The sequence below is a fragment of the Hahella sp. KA22 genome (genome assembly GCF_004135205.1).
Lineage (GTDB): Bacteria > Pseudomonadota > Gammaproteobacteria > Pseudomonadales > Oleiphilaceae > Hahella.
The window spans coordinates 6,632,895-6,652,243 of sequence record NZ_CP035490.1; the positions used below are offsets into that span (position 1 = coordinate 6,632,895).

Genomic DNA, 19,349 nt, shown 5'->3' on the forward strand with positions numbered 1-19,349 from the left:
ATCAGTTCACCTTATTTTCTGAACGGGAAGCTGAACGCGCTAAGCAACGCTCTGCCTTCGTCGTCAGTGTTTGCGGAGGTCGTAATGGTGATATCCATTCCGCGGACTTTATCGATTTTATCGTAATCGATCTCCGGGAAGATAATCTGCTCTTTCACGCCCATAGAGTAGTTTCCACGTCCGTCGAATGACTTCTGGTTCAAACCACGGAAGTCACGTACACGAGGAATAGCTACATCAACAAGACGCTCAAAGAATTCCCACATACGATCGCCACGCAAAGTAACTTTGCAACCGATAGGAAAACCTTGACGAATTTTAAAGCCAGCTACGGATTTGCGAGCTTTGGTTACCACAACCTTCTGACCGGTAATAGCTTCCAAATCTGCCGCCGCCGCTTCGATCTGCTTTTTATCGCCAAGAGCTTCGCCGACCCCCATGTTAAGGGTAATCTTCTCAATACGAGGCACCTGCATAACGCTGCTGTAGGACATTTCCTTCATCAGCGCAGGAATAACCTCTTTCTGATATACCTCTTTATACTTTGGCATAATCAACCACCTAACCTTTAGTTATCGACAAGTTCGTTTGTCGACTTGAAGATGCGCACTTTCTTACCGTCTTCAAGAATCTTAAAGCCAATACGATCAGGCTTATCGGTGGCTGAATTAAAGATCGCCACGTTTGAAGCTTGAATGGGCGCCTCTTTCTCGACGATGCCGCCAGCAGTACCCAACATAGGGTTTGGCTTGGTATGACGCTTAACCATATTGACGCCGCTGACAACCAGCTTGCCGTCTTTCTGGACGCGATTTACTTTACCGCGCTTCCCTTTATCTCTGCCTGCTATGACGACAACTTCGTCGCCTTTTCTGATCTTGTTCATATCTGGTCTGACTCCTATAGCACTTCCGGGGCCAGCGAGATAATTTTCATAAATTTCTCGCCACGCAGTTCCCGTGTCACCGGCCCGAAGATACGAGTACCGATGGGCTGTTCCTGGTTATTCAAAAGAACAGCGGCATTGCCATCAAATCGAATCAAGGAACCATCCTGTCTACGTACGCCCTTACGAGTGCGAACTACGACAGCTTTAAGAACCTGACCTTTCTTTACTTTTCCGCGGGGAATAGCTTCTTTAACAGAAACTTTAATCACGTCGCCGATACTTGCGTAACGACGGTGTGAACCACCCAGCACTTTAATACACATTACTCGACGGGCTCCGCTGTTGTCGGCCACGTCAAGCACGGTTTGCGTCTGAATCATCGGTTATCTCCACCTAACAGCTTTGCTTGACTAGACTTTTTCGGCCCGCTCAACAATGTTCACAAGCTTCCATGACTTAGTCTTGGAAAGAGGACGAGACTCTTGAACTTGAACGGTATCGCCAATGCGACACTCGTTGTTCTCGTCATGAGCATGAAGCTTGCTTGAGCGCTTAACATACTTGCCGTACAGGGGATGCTTCACGCGACGCTCAACCAAGACCACAATGGACTTATCCATTTTGTCACTAACGACCTTACCGGTCTCAGTGCGCACGCTTTTCTCGTTCGCGGTCATATCACTCACCTGCCTTCTGATTTAAGACTGTCTTGACACGAGCAATGTCACGACGCACTTTACGCAGAAGATGGACTTGATTTAATTGGCCCGTCGCCTTGCGCATCCGCAAGTTGAATTGCTCTTTCAACAAAGAGATCAGTTCATTACTGAGCTCTTCCTGAGTTTTGTTTCTCAATTCTGCAGCTTTCATTTACATCACCGTTCTTGTCACAAAAGTAGTTGCGACAGGAAGTTTAGCCGCTGCAAGCGCAAACGCCTCGCGGGCCAATTCCTCACTTACCCCTTCCATCTCGTACAGCATACGGCCTGGCTCTATCTCCGCCACCCAGTACTCAACTGGACCTTTACCTTTACCCATACGGACTTCTAGAGGTTTCTTGGTAATCGGCTTATCCGGGAATATACGAATCCAGATCTTACCGCCACGCTTAATACGACGAGTCATAGTACGACGCGCTGCTTCGATTTGTCGGGCAGTTATGCGTCCACGTCCAGTCGCTTTTAAACCAAATTCACCAAAACTTACTTTGTTTCCGCGTTGCGCCAAGCCAGTGTTACGGCCTTTGTGAACTTTGCGGAATTTCGTACGCTTAGGTTGCAACATTTCACTGCCCCCTACTTAGAACTTTTCTTTTTAGCTGCTTTCTTTTCAGCGCGAACCTGCTCAATACCACCCAGGATTTCGCCCTTAAAGATCCAAACCTTCACACCGATGACACCGTAAGTGGTATGCGCTTCGTGCGTAGCGTAGTCGATATCCGCACGAAGAGTGTGCAAAGGTACGCGACCTTCACGGTACCATTCGGTACGGGCAATTTCTGCACCGCCCAAACGGCCGCCAACTTGAATTTTGATACCTTTGGCGCCTTGACGCATCGCATTCTGAACTGCGCGCTTCATTGCACGACGGAACATAACGCGGCGCTCCAATTGGCCAGCAACGCCAGCAGCAACCAGTTTAGCGTCCAAATCAGGCTTACGAATCTCTTCTATGTTGATGTGCACAGGCACTTTCATCAACTCGCCTACTTCCTGACGCAGTCTATCTACGTCTTCACCTTTCTTACCGATTACAATACCCGGACGGGCTGTATGAATAGTAATCTTGGCGTTTTGAGGTGGACGCTCAATGATAACTTTGCTCACGGAAGCTTTTTCAAGCTTCTTCATCAGAAACTCGCGAACCTTGATATCAGTCAGCAAATGATCTGAATAGTTCTTTTTGTCTGCGTACCAGACTGAATTGTGATCTTTAACGATCCCCAGCCGAATACCGACCGGATTAACCTTTTGACCCATCTGCTATCTCCTACTCTTCGGCTACCTTGACGGTGATATGGCAAGTCCGCTTGAAAATGCGATCCGCCCGGCCTTTCGCTCTAGGCTTAATCCGCTTCATTGTAGGACCTTCGTCTACGCAGATAGTGGCCACCTTCAGCTCATCAACATCCAGCCCTTCGTTATGCTCAGCATTGGCGATAGCTGACTCCAGCACCTTCTTGATAATGCTAGAAGCCTTTTTGGGACTAAAGGTCAATATGTCCAACGCTTCTTCAACCCGCTTACCGCGCACCTGATCTGCAACTAAACGAGCTTTCTGAGCAGATAAGCGAGCACCAAATAATTTTGCCGCTACTTCCATCTCTATACCCTCTTACCGTTTAGCTTTCTTGTCTGCAGCGTGTCCGCGATAAGTACGTGTGGCTGCAAATTCACCCAGTTTATGGCCGACCATGTCTTCAGTCACATAGACAGGAACATGTTGACGACCGTTATGAACTGCGATAGTCAAGCCAACCATTTCCGGAAAAATAGTGGAACGACGAGACCAAGTTTTAATTGGCTTCTTGTCTTTGACTTCTACCGCTGTCTCCACTTTCTTGAGAAGGTGAAGATCAATAAATGGACCTTTCTTTAAGGAACGTGGCACGAGAGACCCCCTTACTTAGCTTTGCGACGACGCACAATCATTTTGTCTGTACGCTTGTTCTTACGAGTTTTGTAACCCTTCGTAGGAACACCCCAAGGAGTAACCGGGTGCTTACCGAAGTTACGCCCTTCACCACCACCATGCGGGTGGTCAACTGGGTTCATCGCAGTACCACGAACGGTAGGTCTTACCCCACGCCAGCGTTTAGCACCAGCTTTTCCGTATACACGCAGGTTGTTCTCGCTATTGGATACTTCGCCCAATGTAGCGCGACACTCTACAAGCACCTTACGCATCTCGCCGGAGCGCAAACGGATTGTTGCATATGCCCCTTCACGAGCAACGACCTGGGCCGAAGCGCCAGCGCTTCTAGCAATCTGGGCGCCCTTGCCTGGCTTCATTTCGATACAATGAACGACAGAACCTACGGGAATGTTTCTCAGAGGCAAGCAGCTTCCCACGCGAATCGGAGCTTCTTGTCCGGAAGCGATTGCGTCACCTACAGATACGCCCTTAGGAGCAATAATGTAACGACGCTCTCCGTCGGCATATTTCAACAAAGCAATATGCGCGGTACGGTTAGGGTCATATTCCAAGCGCTCAACAACAGCAGGAATGCCATCCTTGGTGCGCTTAAAGTCGACAACACGATACAACTGCTTATGACCGCCGCCCTGATGGCGCACAGTAATTCGACCTGCGTTGTTGCGTCCGCCGTTCTTACGTTTTTTCTCAGTCAACGACGCCAAAGGAGCGCCTTTATGCAGTGATGGATTTGTAACAGCCACTACATGTCTACGACCGGGAGATGTTGGTTTAGTTTTAACAACTGGCATTATTCGCTCCCCCCTTACTCGACATCTACAAAATCGATAGATTGACCGGAGGCAAGACGAACATATGCCTTACGAATATCATTGCGCTTACCCATACCACGTGCGGTACGCTTGGTTTTACCCTTGATATTCACAACCTGCACCGACTCAACCTTAACATCAAACAAAGCTTCAACCGCTTTTTTAATCTCGGGCTTTTTGGCATCGGCCGCCACACGGAAGACCACTTGATTGTTGATTTCCGCTAACAATGTGGCCTTTTCCGAAATATGGGGCCCAAGCAAAACCTTATAGAGCCTTTCTTGGTTCATCCCAACATCTCCTCAATTTTCTTAAGCGCAGAGACAGTAACTAGCACCTTGTCATGCGCGATAAGGCTGACAGGGTTAATAGCAACAGCGTCACACACATCGACATGCGGAATGTTACGGGATGCCAAATACAGGTTTTGATCAACCGCATCCGCTACTATTAATACATTCTCCAGCCCAAGGCCCTTCAACTTCGCATTGAACTGCTTGGTCTTTGGAGCATCTACAGACATTTCCTCAACAACAACCAAACGCTCCTGCCTAACAAGCTCAGACAGAATTGACTGCATTGCTGCGCGGTACATCTTTTTGTTCACTTTCTGAGAGTGATCCAACGGCGTAGCAGCAAATGTCTTGCCGCCGCCTCTCCAGATAGGGCTGCGAATAGTGCCTGCACGAGCACGGCCACTACCCTTTTGACGCCATGGTTTTTTTCCACCGCCGCTCACTTGGGAACGTGTCTTCTGGGCTTTCGAACCCTGACGACCACCAGCCAAATAAGCAGTAACTACTTGGTGAACCAGAGCTTCGTTAAAATCTCTTGCAAAGGCCACGTCAGATACTGAAACAGTACCCTTACCCGCACCATTAATCGTTAACTCCATCTCTCACCCCTCTTATGCTTTAACCGCGGGCTTGATAACCACGTCTGCGCCGGTCGCTCCAGGAACTGCGCCCTTAATCAGAAGCAAACCTTTCTCCTCGTCGACTCTTACAATTTTAAGAGTCTGCACAGTGACGTTTTTATTGCCCATCTGGCCAGCCATTTTCTTGCCTTTGAACACTCGTCCAGGAGACTGGTTCTGACCAATAGAGCCAGGAGCGCGATGAGAAAGAGAGTTACCGTGAGTGGCATCTTGAGTAGAGAAGTTCCAGCGTTTGATAACGCCAGCAAAACCTTTACCCTTTGAACGTCCAGACACATCAACTTTTTGTCCGGCTTCAAAGATAGTGACGGGAACTTCGTCGCCAACCTTGTACTCAGCAGAGTCAGTGGCGTCCAAAGTAAATTCACAAACAACACGCCCAGCTTCAACGCCAGCTTTAGCAAAATGGCCCGCCATGGGCTTATTTACGCGTGACGCTTTCACTGAACCAGAAGCCACCTGAATTGCCCGATAACCGTCAACCTCAAGACTTTTAACCTGAGCAATGACGTTTTTCTCGACCTGAATCACAGTGACCGGGACGGCTGCGCCGTCATCTTCAAACAAACGAGTCATGCCAGCCTTACGGCCGACCAAACCAATCGCCATTTTTCACCTCTTAGTGCACGGGGCTTTTACCCTCTATGGCCACATACAAAAGTGTTACACCAATGAAGCGACGCAATATGCGTCAACCTTGCTTAGCCTAGGCTAATTTGGACATCAACGCCCGCAGCAAGATCCAGCTTCATTAGTGCGTCTACAGTTTTTTCTGTAGGCTCAACAATATCCAACAAGCGCTTATGAGTGCGAATCTCATACTGATCGCGCGCATCTTTATTTACGTGCGGAGATATCAACACCGTAAAGCGCTCTTTTTTGGTTGGCAAAGGAATCGGCCCGCGAACTTGCGCACCAGTACGTTTTGCCGTATCAACGATCTCTTGCGTAGACTGATCGATCAAACGATAGTCGAACGCTTTTAGCCTGATTCTAATTTTCTGGCCTTGCATTTATTTACTCCGAATCCAACGACGGAAGACAGCCATACCCTACAAAAAGGAGCCGCATTTTAAGCAGCTGGCCACTTCCTGTCAAGAGCACTTTTTAAACAGCTCAATAAAAAAGGGGGAGCAAACTCCCCCTTTACCTTACGACTGGCTAGACTTACTCGAAAATTTTAGCAACAACGCCAGCGCCAACTGTACGGCCGCCTTCACGAATTGCGAAGCGCAAACCTTCTTCCATCGCGATTGGAGCGATCAGACTGACTTTCATTTTTACGTTGTCGCCAGGCATAACCATCTCGACGCCTTCTGGCAGTTCACACGCACCAGTCACATCCGTTGTACGGAAGTAGAACTGAGGACGGTAGCCTTTGAAGAAAGGAGTATGACGTCCACCTTCGTCTTTGCTCAGAACGTATACTTCTGACTCAAACACAGTGTGCGGAGTAATAGTTCCTGGCTTGGCCAGTACCTGACCACGCTCTACGTCATCACGCTTAGTGCCGCGCAACAACACACCAACGTTCTCACCTGCACGACCTTCGTCCAGCAGCTTACGGAACATCTCAACGCCAGTACAGGTAGTCTTAGTAGTATCTTTGATACCAACAATCTCAACTTCCTCACCAACCCTGACGATGCCGCGCTCTACACGACCAGTTACAACTGTGCCGCGACCAGAGATAGAGAATACGTCTTCGATCGGCATCAGGAACGGCTTGTCAATTGCACGCTCAGGCTCTGGGATGTACGCATCCAGAGTTTCCACCAGCTTCTTAACAGCGCTGGTGCCCATACCGTTATCGTCTTTACCTTCCAACGCCAACAGCGCAGAACCAACGATAATTGGAGTATCGTCACCGGGGAATTCGTATTGGCTCAACAGGTCGCGAACTTCCATCTCAACCAGTTCCAACAACTCTTCGTCGTCAACCATGTCCGCTTTGTTCAGGAACACAACGATGTATGGAACACCAACCTGACGCGCCAGCAGGATGTGCTCACGAGTCTGAGGCATAGGGCCGTCAGCCGCGGAACATACCAGAATAGCGCCATCCATCTGCGCCGCACCAGTGATCATGTTTTTCACATAGTCAGCGTGCCCAGGGCAGTCAACGTGCGCATAGTGACGAATGGGAGATTCGTACTCAACGTGAGAAGTCGCGATAGTGATACCACGCGCCTTTTCTTCTGGAGCATTATCGATACCGTCAAACGCTACCGCCTGACCACCCCAAACTTCAGAACACACGCGGGTCAAGGCCGCTGTCAAAGTAGTCTTACCGTGGTCAACGTGACCAATGGTGCCTACGTTTACGTGCGGCTTGCTGCGTTCAAACTTTTCTTTTGCCACAGTCAGTTCCTCTCTAAATCACTATTCTAAAAAGTTTCAACTACGAATGATTAAACTATTTGCTACGTGCACTAATAATAGCTTCAGCAACATTGTTTGGAGCCTCCGCATACTGGGCGAACTCCATAGTATATGTTGCACGACCCTGAGTTGCTGAGCGCAGATCAGTGGCATAGCCAAACATCTCGGCCAAAGGCACTTCTGCATTCACAACCTTACCAGACACGCTTTCATCCATACCCTGAATCAAGCCGCGACGTCGGTTCAAATCACCCACTACGTCACCCATATTTTCTTCAGGAGTGACCACCTCAACCTTCATAATAGGCTCAAGCAGTACGGCACCACCTTTGCCTGCAAGCTGCTTGGTAGCCATGCTGGCGGCAATTTTAAACGCCATCTCATTAGAGTCAACGTCGTGGTAGGATCCATCAAAAACAGTCGCCTTTAAAGCCAACAAGGGATAGCCAGCAAGGATACCGTTCTGCATCTGCTCCTCAATCCCTTTCTGAATTGCGGGAACATATTCCTTCGGAACCACACCACCCACAATCTCATTCACAAACTCCAGCCCCTCGCCTTCTGCGCGCGGCTCAAATTTGATCCATACGTGACCATACTGACCACGACCGCCTGACTGACGAACAAATTTACCTTCGATTTCGCAGGTATTGCGAATAGCTTCACGGTACGCAACCTGAGGCTTACCAATATTCGCTTCAACCTTGAACTCGCGACGCATACGGTCAACGATAATATCAAGGTGCAACTCACCCATTCCCGAGATAATGGTTTGCCCAGTCTCTTCGTCCGTCTTAACACGGAAAGATGGATCTTCCTGAGCCAATTTACCCAGAGCAATACCCATTTTCTCTTGATCCGCTTTAGACTTAGGCTCCACTGCAACAGAGATTACTGGATCTGGGAATTCCATGCGCTCCAGAGTAATAATGTTATTCGGATCACACAAAGTATCACCGGTTGTAACATCCTTAAGACCAATCATTGCCGCGATGTCACCAGCGCGAACCTCTTTGATCTCTTCACGGTTATTAGAGTGCATTTGCACCATTCGACCGATCCGCTCTTTCTTACTTTTAACCGGGTTATAAACGCCCGTACCAGATTCCAGAACACCAGAATAAACACGAATAAAGGTAAGCGTGCCAACGAATGGATCCGTAGCAATCTTAAATGCTAACGCAGAGAAAGGCTCATTATCGTCAGACTTACGTACTGCGACAGTTTCCCCATCATCCAAAATACCTTCGATCGCCTTAACTTCTGTTGGCGAAGGCAGATACTCAATAACGGCGTCAAGCACCGCCTGAACACCCTTATTCTTAAATGCGGAACCACCGAGCACTGGAACAATTTCATTAGCCAAGGTGCGGGCACGAATGCCTGCTTTGATTTCTTCCTCGGTTAACTCGCCTTCTTCCAAATATTTGTTCATGTAGTCGTCATTAGCTTCGGCAGCAGCCTCAACCAATTGCTCACGAAGCTTGGCGCACTTCTCTTGAAGGTCCGCAGGAATATCCTGGTACTCAAAAGTCATGCCTTGGTCAGCTTCATTCCAGATAATCGACTTCATTTTAACCAAGTCGACCACACCCTTAAACTCGTCTTCAGCACCAATAGTCATCTGAAGAGGAACCGGGGTGGCGCCCAGACGATCTTTCAACTGCTTAACAACACGCTCGAAGTTAGCGCCTGCACGGTCCATTTTATTTACGAACACCATGCGAGGAACTTCGTACTTATTAGCCTGACGCCAGACGGTCTCAGTTTGCGGCTGAACACCGGAAGAACCACAAAGTACGACTACTGCACCGTCCAGAACACGCAAAGAACGCTCAACTTCAATCGTAAAGTCAACGTGCCCTGGAGTATCTATGATATTGACGCGATGCTGATCAAACTGCTGCTGCATACCAGCCCAGAAACAAGTTGTCGCCGCAGAGGTAATAGTAATACCCCGCTCCTGCTCCTGCTCCATCCAGTCCATCGTTGCTGCGCCGTCGTGCACCTCACCAATCTTATGAGAAAGACCGGTATAAAACAGAACACGCTCAGTTGTCGTGGTTTTACCTGCGTCAACGTGAGCACAGATACCGATATTACGGTAGCGCTCTATGGGAGTTTTACGTGCCACGATTAATTACTCCAAAGATTAAAAACGGTAATGGGAGAAAGCCTTGTTAGCTTCCGCCATACGATGAACGTCTTCACGCTTCTTGACAGCAGCTCCACGACCTTCAGCAGCTTCCAACATCTCAGCCGCCAGACGAGCAGCCATAGACTTCTCACCACGCTTACGGGAGTACTCAACCAACCAGCGCATTGAAAGCGCCATTTGACGAGATGGACGAACTTCTACAGGCACCTGATATGTAGCGCCACCCACACGGCGGGATTTGACCTCAACCAGAGGCTGAATGTTTTCCAGAGCAAGCTCAAATGTTTCAATCGGCTCTTTTTTGGCTTTGTTGGACACAATATCCAGAGCACCATAAACAATACGCTCCGCCACTGACTTCTTACCACTTTCCATTACATGGTTAATAAACTTAGCCAGCTTCTTACTTCCGAATTTAGGATCCGGCAGGATTTCACGCTTCGCAGCGACTCTTCTTCTTGGCATGATAAGCCCTCAAAAATAAAAAAGGTCTTCAGGTAAATCTGACATGACTCCAAGCCAGCCAGCCTTACTCTTATCCAACAACTATGATCAAGACTTCGGACGCTTGGCGCCGTATTTAGAACGACCTTGTCTACGATCGTTTACGCCAGCAGTATCCAAAGTTCCACGTACAGTGTGATAACGTACGCCTGGCAAGTCTTTTACCCGGCCGCCACGAATCAGCACAACGCTGTGTTCTTGCAGGTTATGACCTTCACCACCAATGTAGGAAGTTACTTCATAGCCATTTGTTAAACGAACACGACATACTTTCCGCAAAGCTGAGTTCGGCTTTTTCGGGGTAGTCGTATACACACGGGTACATACGCCGCGACGCTGCGGACAACCTTGAAGCGCAGGAACATCGCTTTTCGCGACTTTGCGGCTTCTAGGCTTGCGTACCAATTGGTTAATGGTTGCCATTCAAGCTTACTCCGTTAACAACAGATAGATATTTAGTGCCCAACTATAATAAGGGCGCCAAGTGTACTGACGCCCTTTCAACGAGTCAAGGCGACCGAGGCTAAAAAACCACCAGCCGCCTTCGACATTGCAGATTATTTATTCAGTTCTGCGCTCAACGCCTGAACAACATCTGCCGCGCTAACGCCGCCTTCCTTCTGCATACGCTTGCGTCTTCTCTCTTGGTGGTACGCAGACCCGGTTCCAGCAGGAATAAGTCGACCTACAACCACGTTCTCTTTCAGACCACGCAGGTGGTCCTGCTTACCAGTTACAGCCGCCTCAGTCAGAACACGAGTAGTCTCCTGGAATGATGCAGCGGAAATGAAGCTTTCTGTCGCCAAAGATGCTTTAGTTATACCCAGCAATACTCGCTCGTAACGCGCAGGCATCTTCGTTTCTTCTTCAGCTTTCTCGTTTTCTTCCAGAACTTTTACCAGTTCAACCTGGTCGCCTTTAATGAGGGTGGTGTCTCCGGAACTCAATACATCAACCTTACGAATCATTTGGCGTACGATAACTTCAATATGTTTATCGTTAATAACAACGCCCTGGAGACGGTATACGTCTTGAATTTCGTTAATGATGTACTTGGCCAACTCACCGACGCCCAACAATCTTAAGATGTCGTGCGGATTAGATGGGCCGTCAGAGATAACCTCTCCTCTCTCTACGCTCTCGCCTTCAAATACGTTTAGCTGACGCCATTTAGGAATCAAAATCTCAAACGGATCAGTATTATCGGTTGGTGTGATAACAAGACGCTTCTTGCCTTTGGTTTCTTTACCAAACGAAACGATCCCTGAAATTTCAGCAAGAATTGATGGCTCTTTAGGCTTACGAGCCTCGAACAAGTCAGCAACTCGCGGCAAACCACCTGTGATGTCGCGCGTCTTCGATGACTCTTGCGGAATCCTCGCAATTACATCACCAACTTCAACAGTATCCCCATTCTTCAAGCTGAACAATGAGTTGGGAGGCAGGAAGTACTGTACAGGCGTATCGGTGCCCGGGAACTTCATCTCTTTGCCATTAGCATCCAGCAATTGCAGCATCGGACGAATATCTTTTCCAGAAGCCGGGCGATCTTTCGGATCCATTACCTCGATGTTAGACAGACCTGTAATTTCATCTGTCTGGGTCTTAACAGTAATACCTTCTTCAACGCCAACAAAAATCGCTTTACCGCCAACCTCTGTGATAATCGGGTGCGTATGCGGGTCCCACTTGGCGACGATCTCGCCTGCCGCAACCTGCTGACCCTGCTTCACACTCAGCTCAACACCGTATGGAAGCTTATACCACTCCCTTTCCCGACCAGCTTCGTCTGCAATAGCCAAGGCCGATGACCGAGAGACAACAACCAAATTGCCATTCTTTCTCTCGATGTGCTTAAGGTTATGCAAGCGAACAGTTCCGCCATGCTTAACTTGAATGTTATCGACTGCAGATGCCCTAGATGCAGCACCACCGATGTGGAACGTACGCATTGTAAGCTGGGTTCCAGGCTCACCGATAGACTGAGCAGCGATTACACCAATAGCTTCGCCTACATTCACCAAGTGACCACGCGCCAGATCACGACCATAGCAGCTTGCACAGACGCCATATTTGGTTTCGCAAGTAATAGGTGAACGAACCAAAATCTCGTCAACACCGGCCTTTTCAAGCGTTTCTACGGTAGTCTCGTCAAGCAATGTTCCCGCTGGAACAACAACATTTTGGTTGTCGGATGCAGAGTACACATCACTTGCCGTGACACGCCCCAGCACTCGATCACCCAAAGGAACAACAACATCCCCCCCTTCGATATGAGGAGTAACCAGCAGACCTTCGGAAGTGCCGCAATCCAAATCAGTTACAACCAAGTCTTGGGCGACGTCAACCAAACGACGAGTCAAATATCCAGAGTTAGCAGTCTTCAATGCAGTATCCGCCAAACCCTTACGCGCACCGTGCGTAGAAATAAAGTACTGGAGAACGTTCAGACCTTCCCGGAAGTTAGCCGTAATCGGCGTCTCGATGATAGATCCATCGGGCTTCGCCATCAGGCCACGCATACCAGCCAACTGACGAATCTGAGCCGCAGAACCCCGCGCACCAGAGTCAGCCATGATATAAACGGAGTTAAAGGAATCCTGATCGACTTCTTTACCATCTTTATTAACGACTTTTTCTTTCCCAAGACGATCCATCATCGCTTTGGAAACTTTATCGTTGGCGCGCGACCAAATATCGATAACCTTGTTGTACTTCTCACCTTGAGTTAGCAGACCGGAAGCAAACTGCGACTCAATCTCTTTAACTTCATTTTCCGCAGCGTCAATAATCTTCGCCTTCTCATCAGGAATAACGAAGTCATTCACACCAATTGATGCGCCAGAGAGAGTCGCGTAATAAAAGCCCGTGTACATGATCTGGTCAGCAAAAATGACCGTTTCCTTTAGACCAACTCGACGATAGCAAGCGTTTATCAAACGCGAAATCGCCTTTTGGGTCATGTTCTGGTTAACTAGCGAGAACGCGAGACCTTCAGGGAAAATATCAAACAGTAGCGCTCGACCAACGGTCGTATCCAGTACAGACACAGTAACGGTCTTATTACGATCTTCGTCAATTACGACGTCGCGAATCCGAACTTTGACCTTCGCTTGGAGATCAACTTTCTTAGCTCCGTAGGCGCGCTGGACCTCTTTAATATCAGAGAAAACCATTCCCTCGCCCTTTGCATTAATTCGCTCTCTGCTCATAAAGTAGAGACCAAGAACAACGTCCTGCGAAGGAACAATAATAGGATCCCCGTTAGCTGGCGAAAGGATGTTGTTTGTAGACATCATCAACGCCCGCGCCTCCAGCTGAGCTTCCAGCGTCAAAGGCACGTGAACAGCCATCTGGTCACCGTCAAAGTCAGCGTTATATGCTGTACATACAAGCGGATGCAGCTGTATCGCCTTACCTTCGATAAGAACAGGTTCAAACGCCTGAATACCCAAACGGTGAAGAGTTGGCGCGCGGTTCAACATAACAGGGTGTTCCCGGATAACTTCATCCAGAATATCCCAAACCACAGCCTCTTCACGCTCGACCATCTTCTTGGCGGCTTTAATCGTTGTAGCCAAACCACGATGCTCAAGCTTGGAGAAAATAAACGGCTTAAATAGCTCCAGCGCCATTTTCTTGGGCAAACCGCACTGGTGCAGACGCAACGTCGGCCCCACAACGATTACGGAACGACCAGAGTAGTCAACCCGCTTACCAAGAAGGTTCTGACGGAAACGGCCCTGCTTACCTTTGATCATGTCAGCCAAAGACTTCAACGGGCGCTTATTGGACCCAGTAATCGCACGACCACGACGACCGTTATCCAATAGTGCATCCACAGACTCCTGCAACATCCGCTTCTCGTTACGCACGATGATGTCGGGAGCATTAAGCTCCAACAGGCGCTTCAGACGATTATTTCGGTTGATGACACGACGATACAGGTCATTCAGGTCGCTTGTAGCAAATCGACCGCCGTCAAGAGGCACCAACGGACGCAAATCAGGCGGCAGAACTGGCAATACAGTAAGGATCATCCATTCCGGATGGTTTCCAGACTCAGCAAAAGCTTCCATAAGCTTCAAACGCTTGGACAGCTTTTTGATTTTAGTCTCGGAGTTAGTATTAGGAATCTCTTCACGAAGACGTTCAATTTCGTCCTCTAACTCCAAATCAGCCAGCAGCCCTTGAATTGCTTCAGCGCCCATGCGTGCATCAAACTCATCGCCGAACTCCTCCAACGCTTCGTAATACTGCTCATCCGAAAGTAGCTGCCCCTTTTCAAGGGTCGTCATACCTGGATCAATAACGATAAATGATTCGAAATACAAAACGCGCTCGATATCTCGCAGGGTCATATCCAGCAGCAAGCCGATACGCGAAGGCAAAGATTTCAAAAACCAGATATGCGCAACTGGCGAGGCCAATTCAATATGACCCATACGCTCACGACGAACATTGGCCGGAGCGACTTCTACGCCGCACTTCTCACAAATAACGCCCCTATGCTTGAGACGCTTATACTTCCCACAAAGACATTCATAATCTTTGATTGGGCCGAAAATTTTGGCGCAAAAAAGCCCATCCCTTTCCGGCTTGAAAGTTCTGTAATTAATAGTTTCGGGCTTTTTGACTTCACCAAATGACCATGAACGGATCATATCAGGCGACGCCAAGGAGATACGAATCGAGTCAAACTCGTGAGCGTAGTTCTGATTTTTAAGTAAGTTCAGCAAATCTTTCATTGGCTAAGGCCTCTGACTGATCAATAGAAGCGATTTTCTCGCCCCTTAGTTAATTCGGTTCGCAGCAAACACCCGCTCCTTACTTCAGTTGCGGGTGTTTGTGAAGGTTCATGCCACGTCTTAGTTGGCCTCGAGCTCGATATCGATACCCAAAGAGCGGATCTCTTTAACCAATACGTTAAAGGACTCTGGCATACCCGGCTCCATACGGTGATCACCGTCAACGATGTTCTTGTACATCTTCGTACGGCCATTAACGTCATCGGATTTAACCGTAAGCATTTCCTGCAACGTATACGCTGCGCCATATGCTTCCAGTGCCCAGACCTCCATTTCCCCGAACCTTTGTCCACCGAATTGAGCTTTACCGCCCAACGGCTGCTGCGTAACCAAACTGTAAGAGCCGGTAGAACGAGCATGCATTTTATCGTCGACCAAGTGGTTCAACTTCAGCATGTACATATAGCCCACAGTTACTTGACGCTCGAAACGCTCACCGGTACGGCCGTCATACAGCCAAACCTGTCCGCTATCATCCATGTCTGCAAGACGCAGCATCTCTTTGATTTCTTTCTCTTTGGCGCCATCGAAAACAGGTGTAGCCATAGGCACGCCTTTCTTCAGGTTGGCCGCCAAAACCAAAACTTCGGAGTCGGACAATGAGTCCAAATCTTCGTTGCGCCCACCGATTCCGTTATAAATCTCGTGCAGGAACTTGCGAATTTCCGCAGCTTGCTTCTGCTCCGCCAGCATCCTGTTGATTTTATCACCAAGCCCTTTCGCCGCTGCACCCAAGTGAGTCTCAAGAACCTGCCCCACGTTCATACGAGATGGTACGCCCAACGGGTTCAATACGATATCGACCGGGTTGCCCTGCTCATCGTAAGGCATATCTTCAACTGGCTTGATCGCAGAGATAACACCTTTGTTCCCGTGTCTTCCCGCCATTTTGTCACCAGGCTGAATACGACGCTTCACAGCAACATATACCTTGACGATTTTCAAAACGCCTGGAGCCAAGTCATCGCCAGACTGCAGCTTGCGCTTCTTATCTTCGTAACGGTCTTCAATACTCTTGCGACGCTCTTGCAACTGACCTTCCGCCTTTTCAAGCAGCTCATTCAGTTGCTCGTCCGCCATGTTCAGCTTGAACCATTCCTCTTTCTCGAATGCGTTGAAGTGAACCTCTGTCAGCGCATCCCCTTTCTTCAGACCAGGACCACCAATTACAGACTGCCCAAGCAACGCGGACCGCAAGCGCTCGAACGTTGCGCCCTCAACAATTTTGTACTCGTCGTTAAGGTCTTTACGGAACTTATTCAGTTCAGTCTGCTCGATTTCCTTCGCACGCTGATCTTTCTCAACGCCATCACGAGTGAAGACCTGCACATCGATAACTGTTCCACGCATACCAGTCGATACACGCAAGGAAGTATCCTTCACATCAGACGCCTTCTCACCAAAGATAGCGCGCAGCAGCTTCTCTTCTGGAGTCAACTGCGTCTCACCTTTCGGCGTTACCTTACCAACCAAGATATCGCCTGGCTCAACCTCAGCTCCGATGTAGATAATTCCGGAATCGTCCAACTTCGCCAGCGCACTTTCACCTACATTGGGAATATCCGCCGTGACTTCTTCTGGCCCCAGCTTGGTATCCCTTGCAACGCAGGTTAGTTCCTGAATGTGAATCGTGGTGAACCGGTCCTCCTGTACAACTCGCTCGGAAACAAGGATGGAGTCCTCGAAGTTGTAACCATTCCACGGCATAAACGCGATACGCATGTTTTGCCCCAGAGCCAGCTCACCCAAATCAACAGATGGGCCATCGGCAAGTACGTCGCCACGCGCAACTTCATCACCTTCCATTACCAGAGAGCGCTGATTAATGCAGGTATTCTGGTTGGAGCGCTGGTATTTGGTGAGGTTGTAGATATCAACCCCAGCATCTCCAGCCTCAGTTTCATCATCGCTCACGCGAACAACGATACGAGCAGCGTCAACGCTAACAACAACCCCACCGCGCCGCGCAACCACGCACACGCCAGAGTCCTGCGCCACGTAACGCTCCATACCTGTACCAACCAAAGGCTTTTCCGCCTTCAGCGTAGGCACTGCCTGCCGTTGCATGTTCGATCCCATCAAAGCTCGGTTAGCATCATCGTGCTCCAAGAACGGGATCAAAGACGCCGCCACAGATACAACCTGACGGGGAGATACATCCATCAGAGTCACTTTTTCCGGCGGCATTACGGTAAATTCATTCTTATGACGAACTGTCACCAACTCATCAATCAAACGACCGTTTTCGTCAACTGCAGCACTTGCCTGAGCAATGACATAATCGCTCTCTTCAATAGCCGACAGGTACTCAATGTCGTCAGTCACCAAGCCATCAACAACCTTACGATACGGGCTTTCCAAGAAACCGTAGGCATTTGTGCGAGCATAGGTCGCCAAAGAGTTGATCAAACCGATGTTTGGACCTTCAGGCGTCTCGATAGGACAAACACGCCCGTAGTGAGTCGGATGTACGTCGCGCACTTCAAAGCCTGCGCGCTCACGAGTCAAACCACCCGGCCCCAAAGCAGAAACCCGACGCTTATGCGTCACTTCAGACAGAGGGTTGTTCTGATCCATAAATTGAGACAGCTGACTGGATCCGAAAAACTCTTTTACTGCTGCGGCAACCGGCTTGGCGTTGATCAAATCTTGAGGCATAAGCCCTTCAGACTCAGCCATGCTCAGACGCTCTTTCACCGCACGCTCAACGCGAACCAGCCCTACACGGAACTGGTTCTCAGCCATCTCGCCGACGGAACGAACACGACGGTTACCAAGGTGGTCGATATCATCCACCACGCCCCTACCGTTACGGATATCTATCAATGTTCTCAAAACATCAATAATATCTGAATGACTCAGGACGCCCAGCCCCTCTGTTTCTTCACGCCCCAGTCTACGGTTGAACTTCATACGTCCGACGGCAGAGAGGTCATAGCGCTCTTCAGAAAAGAACAGATTGTTGAATAGATTTTCCGCTGATTCTTTCGTCGGTGGCTCACCCGGACGCATCATGCGATAGATTTCGACCAAGGCCTCTAACTGAGAACGCGTTGCATCGATTCTCAGAGTATCAGAAACGAAGGGTCCGCAATCCAAGTCGTTGGTATAAAGCGTCTCAATTCTCTTAATGCCCGCTTTTTCAAACTTCTCGATAACGTCGTCAGTAATCTCAGTATTACACTCAACAATAACTTCCCCAGTTGACGGGTCAGCAATATTAGTTGCAGTAACTTTGCCTAATAGATAGGAGCTTGGAACGCGCAGACGCTTAAGGCCCGCCTTTTCCATTTGACGAATATGCCTGGCCGTAACCCTACGCCCTTCTTCTACGATGAGGTTGCCTTCGTCATCTTTAATTTCAAAGATAGCGATATCGCCGCGCAAACGGCTAGGAACCAAATCTAAAAAGTATTCGCCGCCTTCTACTTCAAACAGGCTGTTCTCGAAGAACATTTCGAGCATTTCGTCAGCAGCATATCCCAAAGCGCGCAAAAGTATTGTCGCTGGAAGCTTTCTACGACGGTCAATACGAACGAACACGCAGTCCTTAGGATCGAACTCAAAGTCAAGCCAAGAACCGCGATAAGGAATTATGCGCGCAGAGTAAAGCAATTTGCCCGATGAGTGGGTCTTACCTTTATCGTGGTCGAAAAATACGCCTGGAGATCGATGGAGCTGAGATACGATGACACGCTCAGTCCCATTGATAACAAAAGTCCCGTTCTCGGTCATTAACGGAACTTCGCCCATATACACTTCTTGTTCCTTGATATCCTTAATCGCCTTGGTGGACGACTCTTTATCATAGATAATCAAGCGAACTTTAACTCTTAGGGGCGCTGCATAGGTTACGCCTCGCAGCTGACATTCAGCTACATCAAATACGGGCTGGCCCAGCCGGTAACTTACATATTCTAGGGCCGCATTTCCCGAAAAGCTGACAATTGGAAATACCGACTTGAACGCAGCGTGTAAGCCGACTTCCTGCCGGTCTTCGATTGCTACGCTTTGCTGTAAAAAATCATGATAGGAGTCTAGCTGTATGGACAGGAGGTACGGAACGTCCATTACTGCTGGAAGCTTTCCGAAGTCTTTACGAATTCGTTTTTTCTCGGTATAGGAGTATGTCATCGATATTCCCCAGCTTTCTTCAAACTGACTCTGGTGTGCTCGAAGGAGTTCGACAACCGCAAATGCTTAT

General features: G+C 48.9%; 20 protein-coding genes. All 20 read right to left on the reverse strand.

Going from position 1 to position 19,349, the window contains the following annotated elements; genetic code table 11:
• Positions 1–11: 11 nt before the first annotated feature.
• A complete protein-coding gene (gene rplE, locus EUZ85_RS29355; protein ID WP_127973654.1) occupies positions 12–551 on the reverse strand; it encodes a 50S ribosomal protein L5 in 540 nt (179 codons plus the stop codon).
• A 17-nt stretch (positions 552–568) separates the two neighbouring features.
• Complete coding sequence (gene rplX, locus EUZ85_RS29360) at positions 569–886, reverse strand: 50S ribosomal protein L24 (protein ID WP_011399909.1); 318 nt, start codon at positions 884–886, stop codon at positions 569–571.
• A 14-nt stretch (positions 887–900) separates the two neighbouring features.
• Entirely contained in the window at positions 901–1,269 is a 369-nt protein-coding gene (rplN, locus tag EUZ85_RS29365; RefSeq protein WP_011399910.1) for a 50S ribosomal protein L14, read from the reverse strand.
• A gap of 30 nt (positions 1,270–1,299) precedes the next feature.
• Positions 1,300–1,566: a 30S ribosomal protein S17 gene (gene rpsQ, locus EUZ85_RS29370; protein ID WP_011399911.1), complete on the reverse strand. Its 267-nt coding sequence runs from the start codon at positions 1,564–1,566 to the stop codon at positions 1,300–1,302.
• Position 1,567: 1 nt separating this feature from the next.
• Positions 1,568–1,759, reverse strand: coding sequence for a 50S ribosomal protein L29 (gene rpmC / locus EUZ85_RS29375; RefSeq protein ID WP_127973655.1), 192 nt, complete (start codon positions 1,757–1,759; stop codon positions 1,568–1,570).
• Complete coding sequence (rplP, locus tag EUZ85_RS29380; protein ID WP_127973656.1) at positions 1,760–2,173, reverse strand: 50S ribosomal protein L16; 414 nt, start codon at positions 2,171–2,173, stop codon at positions 1,760–1,762.
• Positions 2,174–2,184: 11 nt separating this feature from the next.
• Entirely contained in the window at positions 2,185–2,868 is a 684-nt protein-coding gene (gene rpsC / locus EUZ85_RS29385; RefSeq protein ID WP_127973657.1) for a 30S ribosomal protein S3, read from the reverse strand.
• Positions 2,869–2,878: 10 nt separating this feature from the next.
• Positions 2,879–3,211 (reverse strand): 50S ribosomal protein L22, encoded by a 333-nt coding sequence (gene rplV / locus EUZ85_RS29390; RefSeq protein ID WP_011399915.1) that lies wholly within the window; start codon positions 3,209–3,211, stop codon positions 2,879–2,881.
• A gap of 12 nt (positions 3,212–3,223) precedes the next feature.
• Positions 3,224–3,499: a 30S ribosomal protein S19 gene (rpsS, locus tag EUZ85_RS29395; RefSeq protein ID WP_011399916.1), complete on the reverse strand. Its 276-nt coding sequence runs from the start codon at positions 3,497–3,499 to the stop codon at positions 3,224–3,226.
• A gap of 11 nt (positions 3,500–3,510) precedes the next feature.
• The gene (gene rplB / locus EUZ85_RS29400; protein ID WP_127973658.1) at positions 3,511–4,335 is read right to left on the reverse strand and encodes a 50S ribosomal protein L2; all 825 of its coding nucleotides are present in this window, start codon (positions 4,333–4,335) and stop codon (positions 3,511–3,513) included.
• Between the two features lie 14 nt (positions 4,336–4,349).
• Positions 4,350–4,646, reverse strand: a complete 297-nt coding sequence (rplW, locus tag EUZ85_RS29405) for a 50S ribosomal protein L23 (protein ID WP_127973659.1) — start codon at positions 4,644–4,646, stop codon at positions 4,350–4,352.
• Positions 4,643–5,251 carry a 50S ribosomal protein L4 gene (gene rplD, locus EUZ85_RS29410; protein ID WP_127973660.1) on the reverse strand — a complete coding sequence of 203 codons (609 nt, stop codon included), beginning with the start codon at positions 5,249–5,251 and terminating at the stop codon, positions 4,643–4,645. Before rplD ends, rplW begins: the two co-directional genes overlap by 4 nt.
• 12 nt (positions 5,252–5,263) lie before the next feature.
• On the reverse strand, positions 5,264–5,902 hold the full coding sequence (gene rplC / locus EUZ85_RS29415; RefSeq protein WP_127973661.1) for a 50S ribosomal protein L3: 639 nt from the start codon (positions 5,900–5,902) through the stop codon (positions 5,264–5,266).
• A gap of 92 nt (positions 5,903–5,994) precedes the next feature.
• The gene (gene rpsJ / locus EUZ85_RS29420; protein ID WP_011399921.1) at positions 5,995–6,306 is read right to left on the reverse strand and encodes a 30S ribosomal protein S10; all 312 of its coding nucleotides are present in this window, start codon (positions 6,304–6,306) and stop codon (positions 5,995–5,997) included.
• 154 nt (positions 6,307–6,460) lie between these two features.
• Complete coding sequence (gene tuf, locus EUZ85_RS29425) at positions 6,461–7,654, reverse strand: elongation factor Tu (protein WP_011399922.1); 1,194 nt, start codon at positions 7,652–7,654, stop codon at positions 6,461–6,463.
• A 55-nt stretch (positions 7,655–7,709) separates the two neighbouring features.
• Positions 7,710–9,809, reverse strand: coding sequence for an elongation factor G (fusA, locus tag EUZ85_RS29430; RefSeq protein WP_127973662.1), 2,100 nt, complete (start codon positions 9,807–9,809; stop codon positions 7,710–7,712).
• Positions 9,810–9,827: 18 nt separating this feature from the next.
• Positions 9,828–10,298, reverse strand: coding sequence for a 30S ribosomal protein S7 (gene rpsG / locus EUZ85_RS29435; RefSeq protein ID WP_011399924.1), 471 nt, complete (start codon positions 10,296–10,298; stop codon positions 9,828–9,830).
• A gap of 87 nt (positions 10,299–10,385) precedes the next feature.
• A complete protein-coding gene (rpsL, locus tag EUZ85_RS29440; protein WP_127973663.1) occupies positions 10,386–10,760 on the reverse strand; it encodes a 30S ribosomal protein S12 in 375 nt (124 codons plus the stop codon).
• Positions 10,761–10,894: 134 nt separating this feature from the next.
• Positions 10,895–15,085 (reverse strand): DNA-directed RNA polymerase subunit beta', encoded by a 4,191-nt coding sequence (gene rpoC / locus EUZ85_RS29445; protein ID WP_129498774.1) that lies wholly within the window; start codon positions 15,083–15,085, stop codon positions 10,895–10,897.
• Positions 15,086–15,205: 120 nt separating this feature from the next.
• Complete coding sequence (gene rpoB, locus EUZ85_RS29450; RefSeq protein ID WP_127973665.1) at positions 15,206–19,279, reverse strand: DNA-directed RNA polymerase subunit beta; 4,074 nt, start codon at positions 19,277–19,279, stop codon at positions 15,206–15,208.
• Positions 19,280–19,349: the final 70 nt, after the last annotated feature.